General features: G+C 59.3%; 18 protein-coding genes and 1 riboswitch. Of the genes, 8 read left to right on the forward strand and 10 right to left on the reverse strand.

Going from position 1 to position 20232, the window contains the following annotated elements; all coding sequences use genetic code 11:
* Positions 1-87: 87 nt before the first annotated feature.
* From KGB21_RS05695 to tkt, 5 genes are all read right to left on the reverse strand, one after another.
* On the reverse strand, positions 88-420 hold the full coding sequence (locus KGB21_RS05695) for an MliC family protein (RefSeq protein WP_034147496.1): 333 nt from the start codon (positions 418-420) through the stop codon (positions 88-90).
* Between the two features lie 56 nt (positions 421-476).
* Positions 477-698: a hypothetical protein gene (locus tag KGB21_RS05700; RefSeq protein WP_034147497.1), complete on the reverse strand. Its 222-nt coding sequence runs from the start codon at positions 696-698 to the stop codon at positions 477-479.
* Between the two features lie 35 nt (positions 699-733).
* Positions 734-1897 (reverse strand): phosphoglycerate kinase, encoded by a 1164-nt coding sequence (locus tag KGB21_RS05705; protein ID WP_223504116.1) that lies wholly within the window; start codon positions 1895-1897, stop codon positions 734-736.
* 12 nt (positions 1898-1909) lie between these two features.
* Complete coding sequence (epd, locus tag KGB21_RS05710) at positions 1910-2962, reverse strand: erythrose-4-phosphate dehydrogenase (protein WP_223504118.1); 1053 nt, start codon at positions 2960-2962, stop codon at positions 1910-1912.
* 106 nt (positions 2963-3068) lie between these two features.
* Positions 3069-5066 carry a transketolase gene (tkt, locus tag KGB21_RS05715; RefSeq protein ID WP_223504120.1) on the reverse strand — a complete coding sequence of 666 codons (1998 nt, stop codon included), beginning with the start codon at positions 5064-5066 and terminating at the stop codon, positions 3069-3071.
* 261 nt (positions 5067-5327) lie between these two features.
* On the opposite strand from tkt, the gene KGB21_RS05720 reads away from it, so the two are divergent.
* From KGB21_RS05720 to KGB21_RS05735, 4 genes are all read left to right on the forward strand, one after another.
* Positions 5328-6323 carry an ArsR/SmtB family transcription factor gene (locus KGB21_RS05720; protein WP_223504123.1) on the forward strand — a complete coding sequence of 332 codons (996 nt, stop codon included), beginning with the start codon at positions 5328-5330 and terminating at the stop codon, positions 6321-6323.
* Positions 6324-6341: 18 nt separating this feature from the next.
* Positions 6342-7532, forward strand: a complete 1191-nt coding sequence (gene metK / locus KGB21_RS05725; RefSeq protein WP_008050251.1) for a methionine adenosyltransferase — start codon at positions 6342-6344, stop codon at positions 7530-7532.
* Positions 7533-7790: 258 nt separating this feature from the next.
* Positions 7791-9461 (forward strand): NAD-dependent DNA ligase LigB, encoded by a 1671-nt coding sequence (gene ligB, locus KGB21_RS05730; protein WP_223504125.1) that lies wholly within the window; start codon positions 7791-7793, stop codon positions 9459-9461.
* Positions 9462-9557: 96 nt separating this feature from the next.
* The gene (locus KGB21_RS05735) at positions 9558-9953 is read left to right on the forward strand and encodes a DUF1090 domain-containing protein (RefSeq protein WP_034147503.1); all 396 of its coding nucleotides are present in this window, start codon (positions 9558-9560) and stop codon (positions 9951-9953) included.
* Positions 9954-10121: 168 nt separating this feature from the next.
* On the opposite strand, the gene KGB21_RS05740 is transcribed toward KGB21_RS05735, so the two are convergent.
* Positions 10122-10571 carry a c-type cytochrome gene (locus KGB21_RS05740; protein ID WP_223504126.1) on the reverse strand — a complete coding sequence of 150 codons (450 nt, stop codon included), beginning with the start codon at positions 10569-10571 and terminating at the stop codon, positions 10122-10124.
* 127 nt (positions 10572-10698) lie between these two features.
* Between KGB21_RS05740 and KGB21_RS05745 the strand changes: the two genes are divergently transcribed.
* Positions 10699-11871, forward strand: coding sequence for a murein transglycosylase A (locus tag KGB21_RS05745; RefSeq protein ID WP_223504128.1), 1173 nt, complete (start codon positions 10699-10701; stop codon positions 11869-11871).
* A gap of 91 nt (positions 11872-11962) precedes the next feature.
* Here KGB21_RS05745 and KGB21_RS05750 read toward each other — a convergent pair whose 3' ends face one another.
* Complete coding sequence (locus KGB21_RS05750) at positions 11963-12346, reverse strand: MAPEG family protein (protein WP_223504130.1); 384 nt, start codon at positions 12344-12346, stop codon at positions 11963-11965.
* Positions 12347-12377: 31 nt separating this feature from the next.
* Positions 12378-13211, reverse strand: coding sequence for an EamA family transporter (locus tag KGB21_RS05755; RefSeq protein ID WP_034147507.1), 834 nt, complete (start codon positions 13209-13211; stop codon positions 12378-12380).
* A 219-nt stretch (positions 13212-13430) separates the two neighbouring features.
* Between KGB21_RS05755 and KGB21_RS05760 the strand changes: the two genes are divergently transcribed.
* Together KGB21_RS05760 and KGB21_RS05765 are read left to right on the forward strand one after the other, a co-directional pair.
* Positions 13431-14600, forward strand: coding sequence for an MFS transporter (locus KGB21_RS05760; RefSeq protein WP_223504132.1), 1170 nt, complete (start codon positions 13431-13433; stop codon positions 14598-14600).
* A gap of 250 nt (positions 14601-14850) precedes the next feature.
* Positions 14851-16863, forward strand: coding sequence for a patatin-like phospholipase family protein (locus KGB21_RS05765; protein WP_223504133.1), 2013 nt, complete (start codon positions 14851-14853; stop codon positions 16861-16863).
* Between the two features lie 46 nt (positions 16864-16909).
* Here the strand turns inward: KGB21_RS05765 and KGB21_RS05770 are convergent, their stop codons facing one another.
* Both KGB21_RS05770 and KGB21_RS05775 read right to left on the reverse strand, forming a co-directional pair.
* Positions 16910-17800: a formate/nitrite transporter family protein gene (locus KGB21_RS05770; RefSeq protein WP_223504135.1), complete on the reverse strand. Its 891-nt coding sequence runs from the start codon at positions 17798-17800 to the stop codon at positions 16910-16912.
* A 173-nt stretch (positions 17801-17973) separates the two neighbouring features.
* Complete coding sequence (locus KGB21_RS05775; RefSeq protein ID WP_034147510.1) at positions 17974-18378, reverse strand: acyl-CoA thioesterase; 405 nt, start codon at positions 18376-18378, stop codon at positions 17974-17976.
* Positions 18379-18576: 198 nt separating this feature from the next.
* A riboswitch (S-adenosyl-L-homocysteine riboswitch) is annotated at positions 18577-18679 on the forward strand.
* A 23-nt stretch (positions 18680-18702) separates the two neighbouring features.
* Here KGB21_RS05775 and ahcY point away from each other — a divergent pair.
* Complete coding sequence (gene ahcY, locus KGB21_RS05780; RefSeq protein WP_223504137.1) at positions 18703-20112, forward strand: adenosylhomocysteinase; 1410 nt, start codon at positions 18703-18705, stop codon at positions 20110-20112.
* Positions 20113-20232: the final 120 nt, after the last annotated feature.

Here is a 20232-nt window from a genome sequence, read left to right on the forward strand (position 1 = left end):
AGTCGTAACCCGGCTATCTGATCGGGAACGCTTCGCGCTCCAGCGGGAGCAAGCTCCCTCGCCACAAAAGCCCAGCGGGCGGCATTTTTATTGCGCTTTACAGCCACGGCCAATCAAATCATTGGTGGCGACCCAGTAAACCAGGCCTTCCTCGCCTTTTATGTGAAACGCCAGCATGTCGTTGCTGTACAGCGAACCCGACGCACCCGGCTCCTGCTTCAAGCGGTAGACCTGATCGGCCCCGCCCAGACGCACGTCGACTTCCTTGCGGCTGTCGTCGGTATAGCGCCAAACCACTTTGGCCTGGCTATCGCAGGTCCAGGTGGTCCAGTTATCCACAGGGGCGGACGACTGGAACAGGTTCAACTGAGAACAACCGGCCAACAACACCAGCGCCGTAATGGCGATAAAACCTTTCATCCGTGTTCCTCGACCGGCAACATACGCCGCCGGCCTTGAGTAAAGAGTCAGACCCGTCAAGGGCAACCATGTTCCTTGGCAGGGGCCTGGGTCTCGTATTTGTCCAAGCCATCAGGCCCGGAACGCTTGTTGAGCACCGGATTGGTTTCCGCCTGCCAGTCGGCCTGATAGCAGCCATGCTGCGGCGCAGCCGGTGCAGGCTCCGGCGTGGCTTTCGGGTTGCTCCCGCAAGCCGCCAGCAAACCCGCGACGATCAACAGCGCGAACGACTTGACCATCTGAACACTCCCTTGCCTGGTCAAACGGGCGACCCTCAGGCCTTGGCCCGGCTTTCCAGCACTTCAACGGCTGGCAACACCTTGCCTTCGACGAATTCGAGGAACGCGCCGCCACCGGTAGAAATGTAGGAGATTTGCTCGGCAACGCCATATTTGTCGATGGCTGCCAGAGTGTCGCCGCCGCCAGCGATGGAGAACGCCGAGCTTTCTGCGATGGCCTGGGCCAGCACTTTGGTGCCGTTACCGAACTGGTCGAATTCGAACACGCCGACCGGGCCGTTCCACAGAATGGTTTTCGACGATTTCAGCAGCTCGGCGAAGTTGGCAGCAGTTTGCGGGCCTATGTCGAGGATCATGTCGTCGGCAGCAACGTCAGCGATCAATTTCACGGTCGCTGCTGCGCTTTCGGCGAATTCCTTGGCAACTACAACGTCCACCGGCAATGGCACGCTGACTTTGGCGGCGATGGCGCGGGCAGTGTCGAGCAGGTCCGGCTCGTACAGGGATTTGCCGACCGGATGACCGGCTGCAGCCAGGAAGGTGTTGGCAATACCGCCGCCGACGATCAGCTGGTTGCAGATCTGGCTCAGGCTGTTCAGCACGTCGAGTTTGGTCGAGACCTTGGAACCGGCAACGATGGCCGCCATAGGCTGGGCCGGGGCGCCGAGGGCCTTGCCCAATGCGTCCAGCTCGGCAGCCAGCAACGGACCTGCCGCTGCAACCTTGGCGAACTTGGCCACGCCGTGGGTCGAGCCTTCGGCGCGGTGAGCGGTGCCGAACGCGTCCATCACGAATACGTCGCACAGGGCGGCGTATTGCTTGGCCAGGTCGTCGGCGTTCTTTTTCTCGCCTTTGTTGAAGCGCACGTTCTCGAACAGCACGATGTCGCCCGCTTTCACGTCAACGCCGCCCAGGTAATCAGCCACCAGAGGCACTTCGCGACCCAGCGCCTTGCTCAGGTAGGCGGCGACTGGCTTGAGACTGTTCTCAGCCGAGAACTCGCCTTCGGTCGGACGGCCAAGGTGCGAGCAAACCATCACGGCCGCGCCTTTTTCCAGGGCCAGCTTGATGGTCGGCAGCGAAGCCAGGATTCGCGCATCGCTGGTGACAACACCGTCCTTGACTGGGACGTTGAGGTCTTCGCGGATCAATACGCGCTTACCTTGCAGATCGAGGTCGGACATCTTCAACACGGTCATGGGTCGCACTTCCTACGGTTTTTTTGAAGTTGCTGTGTGCAGATAGTGTTCTGCAACATCCAGCATTCGGTTGGCAAAACCCCATTCGTTGTCGAACCAGGCCAGGATGTTCACCAGCCGTGGGCCGGAAACGCGGGTCTGACTGGCATCGACAATCGCCGAATGTGGGTCATGGTTAAAATCGCAACTGGCGTGAGGTAACTCGGTGTAGGCCAGCAGGCCTTTGAGCGGGCCGCTGGTGGCAGCCTTGCGCAGGATCCGGTTGACCTCGGCAGCGTCGGTATCGCTGACGGTCTGCATCGTGATGTCGAGGCAAGACACGTTCACCGTCGGCACGCGTACGGCTTTGGCCTGAATTCGCCCGGCAAGTTCCGGCAGCAAGCGTTCGATGCCGCGTGCCAGACCAGTGGATACCGGAATCACCGACTGGAACGCTGAACGGGTTCGGCGCAGGTCTTCGTGGTGATAGGCATCGATCACCGGCTGATCATTCATCGCCGAGTGGATGGTAGTAATCGACACGTACTCAAGACCAATGGCCTGATCCAGCAGACGCAACAGCGGCACGCCGCAGTTGGTGGTGCAGGACGCGTTGGAAACCAGCAACTCGTCGCCGGTCAGGCAATCCTGGTTCACACCATAGACGATGGTGGCGTCGACATCCGCCTCGCTGGCCATCGGCTGGGAAAAAAGCACCCGAGGTGCGCCGGCGTCGAGGAAACGCTGGCCGTCGTCGCGAGTGTGGTAAGCGCCGGAGCACTCCAGCACCAGATCGACGCCCAGGGACGCCCAATCGATGCCTTCGGGGGTGGCACTGCGCAGGACCTTCACGCAGTCGCCATTAATATGCAGACAATCGCCGTCGACCTTCACTTCACCGGGAAAACGCCCGTGAGTGGAGTCGAAGCGTGTCAGGTATTCGATGCTGGCCATGTCGGCCAGATCGTTGATCGCGACAATTTCAAACCCGGCCCTCTCGCCTCGCTCGAACAACGCACGCAAGACGCAACGACCAATCCGGCCGTAGCCGTTGAGTGCAACTTTGTAGGGACGCGGTTGAGGCATGGGGTTCTCGATTACCGTGGTGAATCCGTTATTGCAGCGTCGCCTGATCGACCGCTATCGCGGGCAAGCCCGCGATGGCGTCGGCTCAGGCAACACCTTTTCTGGATCAGTCTTCCAGCAACTCTTCAGCCTGACCCAGGATGTTTTCCAGGGTGAAGCCGAACTCTTCGAACAAGGCAGGCGCAGGCGCCGACTCGCCGTAGGTGGTCATGCCAATCACGCGACCTTCCAGGCCCACGTACTTGTACCAGTAGTCCGCGTGAGCGGCTTCGATGGCGATACGGGCGCTGACCTGCAACGGCAGAACCGATTGCTTGTAGCCGGCGTCCTGGGCATCAAACACGCTGGTGCACGGCATGGAAACCACACGCACGTTACGGCCCTGCTCGGTCAGCTTGTCGAAAGCCTGAACGGCCAGACCCACTTCCGAACCGGTGGCGATCAGGATCAGCTCAGGCTCGCCTGCACAGTCCTTCAACACATAACCACCACGGCTGATGTCGGCGATCTGACCGGCATCACGGGTTTGGTGCTGCAGGTTCTGACGCGAGAAGATCAGGGCCGAAGGACCGTCCTTGCGCTCCAGAGCGTTTTTCCAGGCCACAGCCGATTCAACGGCATCGGCTGGACGCCAGGTATCGAGGTTCGGCGTGCAGCGCAGGCTGGCCAGTTGCTCGATTGGCTGGTGAGTCGGGCCGTCTTCGCCCAGACCGATGGAGTCGTGGGTGTAGACGTGGATCACACGCTGCTTCATCAGGGCCGACATGCGTACCGCGTTGCGGGCGTATTCCATGAACATCAGGAAGGTTGCGCCGTAAGGCACCAGGCCGCCGTGCAGGGCAACGCCGTTCATGATCGCGGTCATGCCGAACTCGCGCACGCCGTAGTACATGTAGTTGCCGCTGGCATCTTCGGCGGTGACGCCTTTGCAACCTTTCCACAGGGTCAGGTTGGAACCGGCGAGGTCAGCCGAACCGCCGAGGAACTCAGGCAGCAGCGGACCGAATGCGTTCAGGGCGTTCTGGCTGGCTTTACGGCTGGCGATGGTTTCGCCTTTGGCGGCCACTTCAGCGATATAGGCATCGGCCTTCTCGGAGAAGTCAGCCGGCAGTTCGCCGCTCAGACGACGGATCAGTTCGTTGGCTTCGGTCGGGAATGCGGCGGAATAGGCAGCGAAACGCTGGTCCCACTCGGCTTCGACTGCGCGGCCGGCTTCCTTGGCGTCCCACTCGGCGTAGATATCGGCCGGGATTTCGAACGGGCCGTGGTTCCACTTCAGCGCAGCGCGGGTCAGGGCGATTTCCGCGTCACCCAGTGGGGCGCCGTGGCAGTCTTCCTTGCCTTGCTTGTTCGGCGAACCGAAGCCGATGGTGGTCTTGCAGCAGATCAGGGTTGGTTGCTCGCTTTTGCGCGCCGTCTCGATCGCGGTCTTGATCTCTTCCGGGTCGTGACCGTCGACGTTGCGGATCACTTGCCAGTTGTAGGCTTCGAAACGCTTCGGCGTGTCGTCGGTGAACCAGCCTTCGACTTCGCCATCGATGGAGATGCCGTTGTCATCGTAGAAGGCGATCAGTTTGCCCAGGCCCAAGGTGCCGGCCAGGGAGCCGACTTCGTGGGAAATGCCTTCCATCATGCAGCCATCACCCAGGAACACATAGGTGTGGTGGTCGACGATGTTGTGGCCAGGACGGTTGAACTGCGCCGCCAGGACCTTTTCAGCCAGGGCAAAACCCACGGCATTGGCCAGACCCTGGCCCAGTGGACCGGTGGTGGTTTCTACGCCCGGGGTGTAGCCAAGTTCCGGGTGACCCGGAGTGCGGCTGTGCAACTGGCGGAATTGTTTCAGGTCTTCGATCGACAGGTCATAGCCGGTCAGGTGCAGCAGCGAATAGATCAACATCGAGCCGTGACCGTTGGACAGCACGAAGCGGTCACGGTCGGCGAACGATGGATTGCTCGGGTTGTGCTTGAGGTAGTCGCGCCAAAGCACTTCGGCGATATCTGCCATACCCATAGGGGCACCGGGATGGCCGCTGTTGGCTTTTTGCACGGCATCCATGCTGAGGGCACGAATGGCGTTGGCACGCTCACGACGGCTAGGCATCGCTGTTCTCCTGGGGGCTTGAATAAAACGAAACGGAAAAAAGGCGAGCATTTTCCCTCACCGGGCCGCCTCGGGGCAATCACAGATAGTCATCTGAAGGCGTTTTTCCAATGGATTACGGCGTATTCGGCTGGTGAAACCTTTCCGCTGTTCGTTTGTAGAGTTAACCACCTCGTGAGAAGTGCCATCTATCGTCCAATATCAAAACTTTTTGATATTGCCCTTGCGATGCTTTCGACCCATGACTAGACTGCCGGCCTTATGAATTTACGCGTGCCTTCCATTCAACATGACGATTGCGACGAGCTGGCGGCCCTGTGCAAGGCCGGCGGCGATCCTCTGCGATTGAATGTATTGCGCGCCTTGGCCAACGATTCGTTCGGCGTGCTGGAACTGGCGCAGATCTTCGGCATCGGCCAGTCGGGCATGAGTCATCACCTCAAGGTGCTGGCCCAGGCCGACCTGGTGGCGACTCGTCGTGAAGGCAATGCGATTTTCTACCGTCGTGCCCTGCCCCACACCGAGCTGCTCGGCGGCAAGCTGCACGCAGCCTTGCTCGAAGAAGTGGATGAGTTGACCCTGCCTGCCGATGTGCAATCGCGGATCACTCAGGTTCACGGGCAACGAGCGGCGGCCAGTCAGGACTTTTTCTCACGGGTTGCGGAGAAGTTTCGCGCCCAGCAAGACTTGATCGCCGGCCTGCCGCAATACCGCGAAAGCGTCGTGGCATTGCTCGACAAGTTGAGTTTCGGCGACGGCGCCACCGCCATCGAAGTCGGCCCTGGCGATGGTGCATTTTTGCCGGAGCTGGCGCGCCGCTTCTCACAGGTCACCGCGCTGGACAACAGCCCGGCGATGCTCGAACTGGCACGCCACGTCTGCGAGCGTGAAGCGTTGGCTAACGTTAACCTGCAATTGGCCGATGCACTGAACGGCGTCAGCCTGACGGCAGATTGCGTGGTACTGAACATGGTGCTGCACCATTTCGCCGCGCCAGCCGAAGCGCTCAAGCACATGGCCGATTTGCTGCAACCAGGCGGTAGCCTGTTAGTGACAGAGTTATGTAGCCACAACCAGAGTTGGGCCAAGGAGGCCTGCGGTGATCTCTGGTTGGGGTTTGAACAGGACGATCTGGCCCGTTGGGCCACCGCTGCGGGACTCGTTCCCGGGGAAAGCCTCTATGTAGGCTTACGTAATGGTTTCCAGATCCAGGTCCGCCATTTTCAGCGACCGGCTGGCGACACTCACCATCGGTAAATTCAGGAAAAAATCGAGATGAGCGAATACTCCCTTTTCACCTCCGAGTCCGTGTCTGAAGGGCATCCGGACAAAATCGCCGACCAGATTTCTGATGCGGTGCTGGACGCCATCATTGCTGAAGACAAGTTCGCCCGTGTGGCGTGCGAGACTCTGGTGAAAACGGGCGTGGCGATCATCGCCGGCGAAGTCACCACTTCGGCCTGGGTTGACCTGGAGCAGATCGTTCGTGACGTGATCACCAACATCGGCTACACCAGCTCCGACGTCGGCTTCGACGGCGCGACCTGCGGCGTGATGAACATCATCGGCAAGCAGTCCCCTGACATCAACCAGGGTGTCGACCGTGCCAAGCCTGAAGATCAGGGCGCCGGCGACCAGGGCCTGATGTTCGGCTACGCCAGCAACGAAACCGACGTGCTGATGCCTGCACCGATCACCTTTTCGCACCAACTGGTTCAGCGCCAGGCCGAAGCCCGTAAATCCGGCCTGCTGCCTTGGCTGCGCCCGGACGCCAAGTCGCAAGTGACCTGCCGCTACGAAAACGGCAAGGTTGTCGGTATCGACGCGGTTGTTCTGTCGACTCAGCACAACCCTGAAGTGTCGTACAACGACCTGCGCGAAGGCGTGATGGAGCTGATCGTCAAGCACGTGCTGCCTGCCGAACTGCTGTCCAAAGATACCCAGTTCCACATCAACCCGACCGGCCAGTTCATCATCGGCGGCCCGGTGGGTGACTGCGGCCTGACCGGTCGCAAGATCATCGTTGACAGCTACGGCGGCATGGCCCGTCACGGCGGCGGCGCGTTCTCCGGTAAAGATCCATCGAAGGTTGACCGTTCGGCTGCCTACGCCGGTCGTTACGTGGCCAAGAACATCGTCGCTGCCGGCCTGGCCGAGCGCTGCGAGATTCAGGTTTCCTACGCGATCGGTGTTGCTCAACCGACTTCGATCTCGTTGAACACCTTCGGCACCGGCAAGATCAGCGACGACAAGATCGTCAAACTGGTCCGTGAAGTGTTCGACCTGCGTCCATACGCAATCACCACCATGCTCGACCTGCTGCACCCGATGTATCAGGAAACCGCTGCGTACGGCCACTTCGGTCGCACCCCGGCTACCAAGACTGTGGGTGACGACACCTTCACCACGTTCACATGGGAAAAAACCGACCGCGCCGACGCCTTGCGTTCCGCTGCCGGCCTGTAAGACTTCCCTGGCGGTACCAAAAGCCTCGCACGGTTCGCCGTGCGGGGCTTTTTATTGTCTGCGCCTAAGACCGTGTTGCCGCTTTCGCGAGCAGGCTCGCACCCACACCTGTGCACGACGCAGATCCCCTGTGGGAGCGAGCCTGCTCGCGATGGGGCCAGCCCAATCACCTTAGAAACACCAAGCAAAACACCCGTCATTCCGGCCGCACAATCCTGACTAACCTTCGAGCATCCATAATGAGCAAGGAAGCTCACAATGCGCGTGTTCATCGCTTTCCTTCTGACATTCCTCTGTCATGCAACCAACGCCGCCACATGCCCCGACTGGCCGCCCGCGCGCGCCTTGGCCGAAATCACCGCACTGCAAAAACAAATCGACACCTGGGACGACCAATACCATCGCGCAGGCCGTTCATTGATTGCCGACGAACTCTACGACCAATCCCGCGCACAACTCACCGAATGGCGCCGATGTTTCAATCCGGGCCCGGCCAAAGACCCGTTGCACTCCGCGGGCGGAACGGTCCCACACCCCGTCGCCCACACCGGCCAGGAAAAACTGCGCGATGTCCGGGCCGTCGAACACTGGCTGCGCGATCGTAAAGACGTTTGGGTCCAACCCAAGGTCGATGGCGTGGCAGTCACCCTGATTTATCGGCAAGGCCTGCTGACTCAGGCGATCAGTCGTGGCGACGGTGCACAGGGTCAGGACTGGACGACTTCGGCGCGCCAGATCGCTGCCATTCCCCAACAACTTTCACAGCCTCGGGACCTGCTGGTGCAAGGTGAACTCTATTGGCGCCTCACCGACCACGTGCAAGCACAGGCCGGCAGCCGCAACGCCCGAAGCACAGTGGCAGGCTTGATGGCGCGCAAAACATTGAGCACAGAGCAGGCTGGCGGCATCGGCCTGTTTGTCTGGGACTGGCCCCAAGGCCCGGCCAGTTTGCCGGCCCGAATCGCGATGCTGGACGAGCTGGGCTTTGCCAGCACCGCGCCCTTTAGCCAGCCGATCAGCGCATTGGCCGACGCCGAGCGCTGGCGTGATCACTGGTATCGCACGCCCCTGCCCTTTGCCAGCGACGGGATTGTCCTGCGCCAGGAGCAACGTCCACCTGCCGAACGCTGGCAAGCCAAACCGCCGTATTGGAGTGTCGCGTGGAAGTATCCCTTCGCTCAGGCATTGGCCGAAGTGCGCAAGGTTCACTTCAAGATTGGCCGCACCGGACGGATTACCCCACTGCTGGAACTGACGCCGGTGATGCTTGACGACCGGCAAATCAAACGCGTCAGCGTGAGCTCACTACAACGCTGGCAAGCGCTGGACATTCGACCGGGTGACCGGGTCGCCATCAGCCTGGCCGGCCTGACCATTCCAAGGCTGGATGGCGTTGTGTTGCGCAGCACCGAGCGCGCCGAACTGAAAGTGCCGCTGGCAGCGGACTTTCATCCAATGAGTTGCTGGCAGCCGACGCCGGGATGCGAAAGCCAGTTTCTCGCGCGCCTCGCTTGGCTCAGTGGCAAGCACGGTCTGGCGCTGCCCCACGTCGGCCCTGGCACTTGGGAAAAACTTCTTGAAACAGGTCGTCTGAACAGCCTTCTGGATTGGTTGACCCTCGACGCTCAAGAGCTTGCTACCATTGACGGTTTCGGCGAGCGAAGTGCTGCCCGCCTTGAGGCCAGTTTCAACAGCGCCCGCCAGCGCCCTTTTTTGCGCTGGCTGAAAGCCTTGGGCTTGCCACCGACCGGTCAGGCACGTCTCGCCGATTCGTGGCAGACATTGGCACAACGAGAGACCGAACAATGGCAGGCCGAAGACGGCATAGGCCCGGGACGCGCGGCGCAATTGAGCGCATTTTTCCGCGACCCGCAGGTCCTGGCCTTGAGTGAGACATTACGCGGGGCAGGGATTGACGGTTTTCAATAGCCGGCGAGGCCTGGCCACCGGGGAACCCCATAGCACCGATGAGCTCAAACAAGCCATCGCCGCGCTGACCCGATTGCCTTTCCACATGGAGCTTTTATGAAATTTCTTTCACCGCTCGCCCTGTTGACCCTTTGCAGCGTGATGGCCGCCCCGCTGATGGCGGCCGAAGATGCACCGGAGCTGACCGGCTGCGCCGCCAAAAAGCAAGGCATCATCAATCAGATCGAATTGGCCAAGTCCCGCGGCAATGCCGACCAGCAGGCGGGACTGGAAACAGCCCTGAGCGAAGTCACTGCCAACTGCACTGACGCCTCGTTGAAAAAGGAACGGGAAAACAAGGTGCTCGACGCCAAACACGAAGTCAGCCAGCGTCAGGCCGACCTCGACAAGGCCATGAAAAAAGGCGACCCGGAGAAGATCAACAAACGCAAAGACAAACTCGCCGAGTCCCGCAAGGAATTGCAGGAAGCGGTGGATGAACTGGATAAGTAAAACCCGGCTAAACAAGTAAGCTTTTGTGGCGAGGGAGCTTGCTCCCGCTGGGTTGCGAAGCAGCCCTATAACCATTCAATAGCGTTTAGTGAGCTGTATTCGGTCAGCCGGATTTACGACGGCTTCGCCGCCGAGCGGGAGCAAGCTCCCTCGCCACAAATGCGCAAATCAATGATCCCGAAACGCCTTATGACAAGCACTACAGGCATCTTCAACCTTCTGCACCGCCGGCCCCAGATTGCTGGCCTTGTAAGGTTGTACCTGGCTGGCAATCACCAATTCACCAGTGGCGGCTTCAAGGTCGCGGGCCATTGTCTGAAAGCGCGCTTGCTGCTCCCAGACATCGTTTTTGGCGCTGGTGTGGTCTTCCTCACGCACTTGCGGGAAATGTTTCCACGGTTCATGGGACAACGCATCGAGCTTCACCGCGCCATCCGCGAATTTGGGTCCATCGAACGGAATACGGCCACGCAACATGCCACCCAGGTCTTCACCGGTCTTGAGCATCTGCTTGAAAATAGCCTTGCGCTGACCGAGCGGCGAATTGGGGTCGACGCCACCGCAAGCGGACATCGTCAGGCAGGCCAGCAATACAACAGAAAGTCTTTTAAGAGTCATGGTGGCTTCAGGTCACGGGAACGGCGGCCAGTATCCTCGCGTCATCGGCAAAGACCAATAGCCCTATTATCAATACGGGTTGCCTGAGCGCATGGAGCACTCGGGCAACCGGCAAAGGAATTACTCCATGAACAGCCGTTTCAAGGCATGGCGTCACAGCCTGACCTGGACCCTGCCGATGGTGGCCCTGCTCGCAGGCTGCACCGGTGGCGACAACAACAAGCCGAAAACCCACGCCCTGGCCACCTACTCCAGCGCTACTTGGGAAGCTCTGCCGGCAGTATCCGACAACGACCTCGTTGCCGGTTTCGGTTCGTGGCGCAGCGCCTGCACCCGACTCAAGGCCGACCCGGTCTGGGGCGGAACTTGCGCGGCGGCTGCCAACGTGCCGCAAACCGCCAGCGAGATTCGCGGTTTCCTCAAGCAGAACCTTGATGTCTACGGGCTGCGTGCAGCCAACGACAATCCCAACGGCTTGATCACTGGCTATTACGAACCTGTGTACCCCGGCAGCCTGACCCAGACCGCAACGGCGAACGTCCCGGTATATGGCGTGCCCGAAGACATGATCATCGTCTCGCTGGATAGCCTCTACCCGGAACTTAAAGGCAAACGCCTGCGCGGTCGACTTGAAGGCCGCGTACTCAAGCCTTACGACGATGCCGCAACCATCGGAGCAAAAGGCGTCAAGGCTCCGGTCGTGGCCTGGTTGACCGACCCGATGAACCTGCAGTTCTTGCAAATCCAGGGCTCTGGCCGTATCCAGCTCGACAGTGGTCGTCAGCTGCGAATCGCCTATGCCGACCAGAACGGCCACCCTTATCGACCGATCGGGCGCTGGCTGGTTGAGCAAGGTGAATTGAAGAAAGAAGACGTGACCATGGGTGCGATCAGCAGTTGGGCCAAGGCCAATCCTTCGCGCATTCCGGAACTGCTCGCCAGCAACCCAAGTTATGTGTTCTTCACCCAGAACCCCGATAGCAACGAAGGCCCGCGCGGTTCGCTGAACGTGCCGTTGACGGCCGGCTATAGCGCGGCGGTGGATCGCAAGGTAATCCCGCTGGGCAGCCTGTTGTGGTTATCCACCACCAAACCGGACGGCACTGCGCTGGTCCGCCCGGTGGCGGCTCAGGACACCGGCGGCGCGATTGCCGGCGAGGTTCGTGCGGATCTGTTCTGGGGCACCGGCGAAGCGGCCGGGCAACTGGCGGGAGACATGAAGCAGCAGGGGCAGATCTGGATGCTGTGGCCCAAGGGCGCGGCGTTGCCACAAGTGCCGCAGGTCGCCGACAAGCCTTAAAGCAAAAGATCGCAGCCTGCGGCAGCTCCTACAGGGCTCACACAAACCCCATGTAGGAGCTGCCGCAGGCTGCGATCTTTTGATCTTGCCTTTAAACCGATACCACAAAGAACGCGGCAATCAACCCCATCCCCACGAACCACATCAACGACCGCAAAATCGCCCAGTCCGCCAGATAGCAAATGATGTACAGCAGCCGACTGGTGATGAACATCACCGCCAACACATTGATCGTCACCAGCTCGGCATTGCCCACCAGGTGCGCCACGATCACTGCCGCGGCGAACGCCGGGGTCACTTCAAAACTGTTCAGTTGCGCCGCATGCGCGCGCCGGGCCACCCCATTGAGCGACTCGAGAAAGTCCCGAGGGTCATGGTTGTCACTCAGACGAAATCCACCACTGGCCTTGGCGATGCCCGTGCAGACATAGGGCAGGAAAATCGCAATCAAAATGCACCACAGAGCAACAGTCATAAAGCAGTCCCTTTCTCACGTATCAGAGCAATCAAAATTTCATGACCAACATGCCGATCAAAACCAGCCCACAGGCTAAGAGCCTTGGCCCGCCGAAAGGTTCTTTCAGGTAACGCATGCCAAACAGCACCACCAGAATCACGCTGATCTCGCGCAAGGCAGCCGCTTCGGCAATCGAGCCCAGCTGCATGGCCCACAGCACCAGAGCGTAGCTGAACAACACGCAGAACCCGACCGCCAAACCCAACCGCCATTGCTCTCTCCAAAACAATTTGAACGCTGGCCGCTTGCGCACCCAGGCCAGCAGCGGAAACGGCCAGGCACTGATCAACGTCACCCAGACCAGGTAATCCAGTGGATGCGACCAGCGCCGCAGCGCCTGGCCATCGATGAAGGTGTAGCAACCGATGCACAGTCCGATCAGCGCCACCACCGGCAGCATCGACCACGGCAGTCGCGCACCGCCTCCACCCTGCCAAAGCAGGCAAAGCATGCCGAGCGGGATCAACAAAATTCCAAAGATCTGCTGATGGGTCAGCACTTCGCCGGCGAATATCAGCGTCAGCGCCAACACCACCAACGGCGATAAACCCCGCATCAGCGGATAGACCAGTCCCAGATCGCCAACCCGATAGGCCTGGATCAGCAAATAGCGGTAGAGCAATTCGAACGCTGCCGAGGCGAGAATCCACGGCCAGATTTCCAGCGCAGGCAGCTCCACGAACGGCAGCATCAGCGCGACAAACAACATCGCCACGCTGTCCATGCAGGCCACCACCAGCAAACGCTCGGCACTGAATTTGATCAGGGTATTCCACGTCGCATGCAACAGTGCAGCCACCAACACCAACGCCGTCGCAAGCACGGCCTACTCCTTTATTTGTTGACGGCTCCTACAAGGGTTGGTCAGAGAATTGATTCGCCATATGTCAGCAGCTGTTTATACTGCAAGCGACCACGCCGCACTCAGTTGCACACCGACTAATTCCAATAAAAATTCTGCCCTGCCCGCTCTCGTCGAGAACGGTCATCGGCATGCGTATGCCTGATCACAGCGTCAAGACTACCGACAGAGACCTTGCGCATGCCACTCGCTTTGCTTGCCCTCGCTGTTGCCGCGTTCGGCATCGGCACCACCGAATTCGTCATCATGGGCTTGTTGCCCGATGTTGCCCGCGACCTTGCAGTGAGTATTCCGCACGCCGGATTGCTGATCACCGGCTACGCCCTGGGCGTGGTGTTCGGCGCGCCGATCCTCGCGGTCGGCACCGCCAACATGCCGCGCAAAGCCACGCTGCTGGGCATGACCCTGATGTTCATCCTCGGCAACATGCTCTGCGCCCTGGCACCGAATTACGCCACGCTGATGGCTGCACGAGTGGTGACGGCGCTGTGTCATGGCGCGTTCTTCGGCATTGGTTCGGTCGTAGCCGCCGGCCTGGTGGCACCCAACAAGCGGGCCCAGGCGATTGCGATGATGTTCACCGGCCTGACCTTGGCCAACGTCCTTGGCGTGCCGTTGGGCACTGCGCTCGGCCAATACGCCGGCTGGCGCTCGACCTTTTGGGCCGTGTCGGTGATTGGTGTGATCGCAGCCATCGCGCAATGGGTCTGGCTGCCAAAAAACATCGCGATGGACAAAGCCAACCTGGCCAGCGAGTTCAAGGTGTTGGGCAAGGCCAACGTGCTGTTGGCGCTGGGGATGAGCGTGCTGGCCTCAACCAGTCTGTTCAGCGTGTTCACCTACATCGCGCCGATCCTGCAGGACATCACCGGCGTCAGCCCCCATGGCGTAACCGTCATGCTGCTGTTGTTCGGCGTGGGTCTGACGGCAGGCAGCATGCTTGGCGGGCGCCTGGCTGACAGCCGCCTGTTGCCTTCACTGGTCGGCATGGCGTTCGCCGTGGTGCTGGTACTGGCCGCTTTCACCCAAACAAGCCACTCGGTTGTCCCGGCAGCGATCACGCTGGTGCTGTGGGGAATTTTTGCGTTCGCCCTGTGCCCGATCTTGCAACTGCTGATCATCGATCAGGCCCATGAGGCGCCGAACCTTGGATCGACGCTGAACCAGAGCGCGTTCAATCTCGGTAACGCCGCCGGTGCCTGGATCGGCGGCCTGGTGGTCGCCAGCGGCGCAGACCTCGCTGACCTGCCCTGGACCGGCGCAATGGTGAGCGGCCTGACTGTGCTGACTGCCCTGTTTTTTATCTACCTGCAACGTCGCGGTGCCACTGCGCCAGAGATGGCCGGCTAATTAGCGACGCGAAAAACGGAATGGAAGGCTCGGACAATTCGGACGCAAGCCGTATGAAGTTTCCTAAGCCCCTTTCACCGCGCTTTTGATGCCCAGCTGAAAGGCTCACACCAGAGCCTTTTCAGCCTTTCTCCGCCACTTCTTAATGCCGTTTCAGCCGTGTGTCTCAACTCATTGCACCACGTACTCAAGCCCCCTTGAGTCTCCTAAAGTGCGACTTCCGTAACCGTTCTCAAAGGAAGAGACACCCATGACCATTACCACTGCCCTCCCAATACGCCCGCCCAGTTCCTTGCCGATTTCTGGAAATACCTCCCAGAGCGCACCGACAGAACCCAGCGAGATTGATTGGGGTGACTTCAAGTGGGGTGCAATGCGAATCGGCCAAGGCCGAGCTGAAACCCTGGTGCAATCCCTGACTGAGCGTGGACTGACAATCCGTCGGTTTGAAAATGCAGTGGTCGAAATGGACCTGAATCTCCCCGACATCGAACATCTGGTCCTCAGTGGCGGTGGCGCCAAGGGCGTGGCGTTTTCAGGGATGGTCAAAGCATTGGAGGTTGAAGGGGCGCTGGGCAAAATACAAAGCATTTCCGGCTCATCGGCCGGCGCTATTTCCGCAGCTTTTATCGCCAGCGGAATGTCTTACGCAGACTTCGACAAAATGTCGGACGAAACCAATCTCGTTACGCTGCTCGACAGTCACAGCAAGATTCGGGGGCCGATACAACAAGCCTGTTCCGCTATTGGCAAAGTCATTGCGGAGGCCTCGGGAAAGCCTGGAAGCATTGGACGACTGTTTTTCGATCTAATGCCTCGCCTTCATTCCAAAGCCGAGCCGCTGGAGGAACTGCTTCACGAGAAAATGGTGGAGTCGGTTCAGTCGCGTTTCAAACAGGCCCTTGGCGACCCGCAGCGGCAGCTTTCGCAGGAAACCCGGGTCTGCGCAGATCACATAAAAAACAAAGGCTATGTGACATTCGGTGATCTGGCGAAGCTGAGCAAGGACATGCCTGAAATCAAGCAACTGCACATCACCGGCACAGCCATGTTCGACGATCGACCGCAGATGGTGGTATTCAATGCAAGCCTGACCCCGGAGATGGACGTGGCCCGCGCCGCCCATATTTCCGGCTCGCTGCCCGTGGTTTTCCAGAAGCCTTCGGAACAGGGATTGCCGTTCCAGACTGACGGAGAACTGACCGCCTTCCAGGACGGCGGAATCATGCTCAACACCCCGGTCGCGGACCTTTACGAACCGCAATTCCCGATGAGCCCGATTCCCGAACGCGATCAGTTGATTCTCAAGTTCGAGAGCGGCAATGACGGTACAAAAAAAGATCGTGGAACGTTGGGCTCGAACATCGCCGATAAATTCGTCGGTGTGAGCTACGCGGCTCGCGATGCACAAGAAGCGAGCGGCATCAAAGCCTTTGAAAAGCAGACAATCACCGTTCCATTGAAAACTGAAAAAGGCGACTTTACGGGGATGCTCAATGGGACCGTCAACTTCAGCATGCCGCTGGAACACAAAAACCACTTGCAGCAAAAACTCGAAGTTGCGGTGGGTGATCACCTGAGACGCCACGAACGCAGCGAAACCTTCACGTTCAATTCAATCGGCGGCGCCCTGCTCGCCCTCGATGACCGATTGTTCGACGCGGCGGCGACTGAACTGCAGTACGAAACGGGTTGCTCAGAAGTCATCCAGTTCCGCCAGGAAGCTCAACAGACATTGGCCGAATTAAGCCAGGCCCTGATCGAGGCGAAAGCCTCCGGCTCCGACAGGCTCGATCTTAGTGCTCCACTGAAAGATGCCATCACCCGTCTTGATCACCTCGGCGACAGGTCGGACAAAATCGAATGGCTGGCGAATAAACTCAACCAGGGAAACGCTGCAGATTACATGGAGCTGCTACAAGCCTTTAAACGCATGGATGCCCAGCTGGTAGGACCCAAATCCGTGGTGATGACTAAGGCGATCGAGGAAATGGGTCTGCGCGATATCAAAACCAAAGCCGAAAACTTCATCAGTGAAGTGATCTTTCCCTCCCTGTACCGTCACGGCCAGCCTGATTCGAACGTCAAGCTGCTTAACAAGGCAGTATTCGAATTGCGCGAGTCAACGAGCCCCACGGACTTCAACGCGGCACTCAGTCGGATTGCTGATCAATATGTCTCGCGCAGCCTCCTGAATTCGTCGCGCCCATTCAATTCGACCACGATCACTCAAGCACGGGCATGGCTGATTCCTGCCCGATAAACGCAGTTGCCGGACGTCAGGCGAGCACTACCCTGCTCGCCCGACATTACTGTTCAGTGGTTTCTTTGGGAAAGTCCGGGCCAGCCTTGCTGCCATCGTCTTTCGGTGGCCCGCTTTCACTGCGAATCTGTGCATGGCTGATCAACGCAAAGATAAAACTGCCACCCACGATATTCCCCACCAGTGTCGGCCCGGCGAACACCAGCCAGAAATCTTTCCACGGGAGTTCGCCGGCAAACACCAGATAACCGACCTCGAGCGAACCGACCACGATGTGCGTGAAATCACCCAGCGCCATGAGGTAGGTGATGAGGATGATAATCCACATCTTGGCGCTCTCCATGGACGGGATCATCCAGACCATGGTGGCGATCATCCAGCCAGAGATGATGCCCTTGGCGAACATCTGACTGACGTCGTTTTCCATGACCTTGCGACCGATGTCGAGGAAGGCTACGTCGGTCTTGCTGTCGAAAATCGGCAGCTCCAGCATGACGTAAGCCACCAGCAAGGTGCCGCAGAGGTTGCCGATCAGCACCACTGCCCACAGCCGCAGCAATCGGCCAAAATTGCCCAGCGTAGGCTTGCTCATGATCGGCAGCACGGCGGTCAGAGTGTTTTCGGTGAAGAGTTGCTGACGGGCAAGAATCACCGCGAGAAAGCCGGCGCAATAGCCGAAACTGGCGATCACCTTGAAACCTTCGCCGTCCGGCAGACGGGAATTGAGCAGGCCCATGCCCATCAACGACAGGCCCATGGTCAGTCCGGCGGCTAACGCTGACCACCATAGCGCGGCCACGCTGCGCTCCAGCTCCTGGTCGCCCTGGGTACGGATAATTTCGTGCAGAACCGCCGCGCGTGGCGGCTGGTTTTTTTCGACCTCGTGCTGCTCTTTCGCCGAGAGGTCGGGGGTCTTGCCATCTTTTTTAGTGTCCATGGGATTCCTGAACCGCTGGCGTGTCGTTTAGGTACGACATTTGCGGACCGGCATCCGTTCTGTAGGAGCTGCCGAAGGCTGCGATCTTTTGATCTTGTTTTTGAGCTGTCAGTAACGACGACAGAATCAAGATAAAAATCTCACAGCCTGCGGCAGCTCCTACAGGTCTCGCATTATTCGACGCTGGCGTCGTCCTTGAACTGGTCTTTGACGTACTTGATCTCGGTCCGGCCGTGTGGCGCAGGGAGTCCGTCTTCACCCAGGTTGACGAACACGATCTTCTCCACGGTCAGGATGCTTTTGCGGGTGATCTTGTTCCTCACTTCGCACTTGAGGGTGATGGAGGTGCGACCGAACTCGGTGGCGGTGATACCCAGCTCGATGATGTCGCCCTGGCGCGAGGCGCTGACGAAGTTGATTTCGGAAATGTACTTGGTCACCACGCGCTGATTGCCCAGTTGGACGATAGCGTAGATCGCCGCTTCTTCGTCGAGCCAGCGCAGCAGGCTGCCGCCGAACAGCGTGCCGTTGGGATTGAGGTCTTCGGGTTTAACCCATTTGCGGGTGTGGAAATTCATGGTCACTCCTGAGCGTCTTGCCGAATGATGGGCGGTATCTTGGCAGACCCCGGTCCAGAGCTCTATTAACCATCGACTATGGTCTCGATTACCGTTCGGTCATTGACCAGCAGAAAGGCTTTGGAAGATCAGCATAGCCCGCTATAATCGCCCCCGTTTCAAAACGGTAATCTTCATTTGCTACCGTTTTCCCGCCACCTGTCCGAGGGGCGCTGCAGCAGGTTCAACCTGTCAGGCTCGGATGGGGCGTTGCTTGGTTGTCATCAGCCAGACACTAAACGCACAACGGCGCCCATTCGCATACATTACGAATGGAGGCTCTTCATGAGCGCTGTTATCACGCCTGCAGATTTTAACGATTACAAAGTTGCCGACATGTCCCTGGCTGCCTGGGGCCGTCGCGAAACCATCATCGCCGAATCCGAAATGCCGGCCCTGATGGGTCTGCGCCGCAAGTACTCCGAAGAGCAACCGCTCAAGGGCGCGAAGATCCTCGGCTGCATCCACATGACCATTCAGACTGCCGTGCTGATCGAAACCCTGGTTGCCCTGGGTGCCGAAGTTCGCTGGTCGTCCTGCAACATTTTCTCGACTCAAGACCAGGCCGCTGCGTCCATCGCCGCTGCCGGCATCCCGGTTTTCGCCTGGAAAGGTGAGACCGAACAAGAGTACGAGTGGTGCCTGGAGCAAACCATCCTGAAGGATGGCGCGCCTTGGGATGCCAACATGATCCTCGACGACGGCGGCGACCTGACCGAGCTGCTGCACAAGAAGTACCCACAGGTTCTGGATCGCGTCCACGGCGTGACCGAAGAAACCACCACTGGCGTTCACCGCCTGCTGGACATGCTGGCCAAGGGCGAGCTGAAAATCCCTGCGATCAACGTCAACGACTCGGTAACCAAGAGCAAGAACGACAACAAGTACGGCTGCCGTCACAGCCTGAACGACGCGATCAAGCGCGGCACCGACCACCTGCTGTCCGGCAAGCAAGCGCTGGTCATCGGTTACGGTGACGTGGGCAAGGGCTCCGCTCAGTCCCTGCGTCAGGAAGGCATGATCGTCAAAGTGTCCGAAGTCGACCCGATCTGCGCCATGCAAGCCTGCATGGACGGTTTCGAACTGGTTTCGCCGTTCATCGACGGCATCAACACCGGCACCGAAGAAAGCATCGACAAAGCGCTGCTGGGCAAGATCGACCTGATCGTGACCACCACCGGCAACGTCAATGTTTGCGACGCGAACATGCTCAAAGCCCTGAAGAAGCGCGCTGTTGTCTGCAACATCGGCCACTTCGACAACGAAATCGACACCGCTTTCATGCGCAAGAACTGGGCATGGGAAGAAGTGAAGCCACAGGTTCACAAGATCCACCGCACCGGCGCTGGCGCGTTCGATGCCCAGAACGACGACTACCTGATCCTGCTGGCCGAAGGCCGTCTGGTTAACCTGGGCAACGCCACTGGCCACCCAAGCCGCATCATGGACGGTTCGTTCGCCAACCAGGTTCTGGCGCAGATCTTCCTGTTCGGCCAGAAGTACGCCGACTTGTCGCCAGCCCAGAAAGCCGAGCGCCTGACCGTTGAAGTACTGCCGAAGAAACTCGACGAAGAAGTGGCCCTGGAAATGGTCCGTGGCTTCGGCGGCGTCGTGACTCAACTGACCAAGACCCAGGCCGACTACATCGGCGTGACTGTCGAAGGTCCGTTCAAGCCGCACGCTTACCGTTACTGATTCGCTGACTGGCAACGCGGTGTTCTGATACACCGTGTTGCCTGTTTCGCCAGCAAGCCGGCTCCTACAAGTGAGCGGTCGTACATCGTGTACGACGTAAACCCTGTAGGAGCCGGCTTG

The sequence above is a fragment of the Pseudomonas sp. GL-RE-29 genome (assembly GCF_019947275.1).
GTDB classification, from domain to species: domain Bacteria; phylum Pseudomonadota; class Gammaproteobacteria; order Pseudomonadales; family Pseudomonadaceae; genus Aquipseudomonas; species Aquipseudomonas fluorescens_A.